Annotated in this window: 1 protein-coding gene; it reads right to left on the bottom strand. The window is 67.8% G+C overall.

Annotated elements, in window-relative coordinates:
- Nucleotides 1–1,316: HAD-IC family P-type ATPase (locus A5696_RS29015; protein ID WP_156738209.1), on the bottom strand; the 1,316-nt coding region annotated here is incomplete at both ends.

Below are 1,316 nucleotides of genomic sequence, written 5' to 3'. Positions count from 1 at the left end.
GCGAAAACGATAAACGTCTGGGTGAGAAGGTTTTCCAGGAACCACCCGGTGTGAAACGCCACCTCGCCGGCGTGCAGGATGCCGAGCATGAATCCGAAGGTCAAGAAGTCGAACAGCGAGTTGATGGGCCCGAACGTCAGCATGAACCTGCGGATGAAGGCGACGTTCCAGTGCGCCGGCGCATCGCGTTGCTCCTCATCGACGCGGTCGGTGGGGATCGCCAACTGCGAGGCATCGTAGAGCAGGTTGCCCAGCAGGATCTGGCTGGGCAGCATCGGCAGAAACGGCAAGAACGCCGACGCGGCGGCGGCGCTGAAGGTGTTGCCGAAATTGCTCGATGTGCCCATGAACACGTACTTGATGGTATTGGCGAAAATCCTTCTGCCCGTGGCCACCCCGGTGGCCAGCACCCCCAGGTCCTTTTCCAGCAAGACCACGTCGGCCGCGTCCTTGGCCACGTCGGTGGCGCTGTTGACGGAGATGCCCACATCGGCGGCGTGCAATGCCAGCGCGTCGTTGACCCCGTCGCCGAGAAACCCCACCGATCTTCCGGTGCGGCGTGCCGCGGTGATCAGCCGTGCCTTTTGGTCGGGGGAGATGCGGGCGAAGATGGTGTGGTTTTGCGCGGCGTCGACGAACCCGTCGTCGTCGAGGGGTTCCAGCTCGGCGCCGGTGAGAGTGCCCTTGGACGCCAAACCCAGGTCATTGCAGACCTTTTCGGCGACCCGCGGATTGTCGCCGGTGGCGATCTTGAGCTCGATGCCCAGTTCGGCCAGCTGTGCCAGCGACTGGCGCGCCGCGGGTTTGGGTTCGTCGGCGAAGACCAGAAAGCCGGCCAGCGTGAGGTCGTGTTCGTCGTCGGCGGTGAGCTCCGTCAGCTCGGCGGCCGGGCGGGTGGCGACGGCGACCACCCGCCGTCCGGCGGCGAACAAGTCCGCCAGGGTCGCATCCGCGGCCGCCGGCGTCCCGTCGCACCGGTCCAGGACCTGTTCGGGGGCGCCCTTGACGACGAGGAGGCGGTTGCCGTCGTCGTCGACCAACACCGACGTCGCGCGCCGCTCGTGGTCGAACGGCAGCAGCGCGACGCGGCGCACCGCGCCGCCCACCAGTTGCTGTGGCTGCGGGGAGTCCCACAGCGCGGCGTCGAGCGGATTGGCGCTCACCACACCGGATTCCGGGTCGACGTCGGTGGCCAGCAACCCGAGCCGCCGGACCGGCTCGGCCGGCGCACCGGCCGGATCGACCGCGCCGACCAGGCGGATGCGGCCCTCCGTCAGCGTGCCGGTCTTGTCGGTGATCAGGATGTCGATGTCGCC

This window comes from Mycobacterium sp. E2699 (assembly GCF_001666745.1).
In the GTDB taxonomy this organism is placed as follows: domain Bacteria; phylum Actinomycetota; class Actinomycetes; order Mycobacteriales; family Mycobacteriaceae; genus Mycobacterium.
Note: the sequence above shows the minus strand (reverse complement) of the source record. Positions and strands in the feature narration are given on the sequence as shown.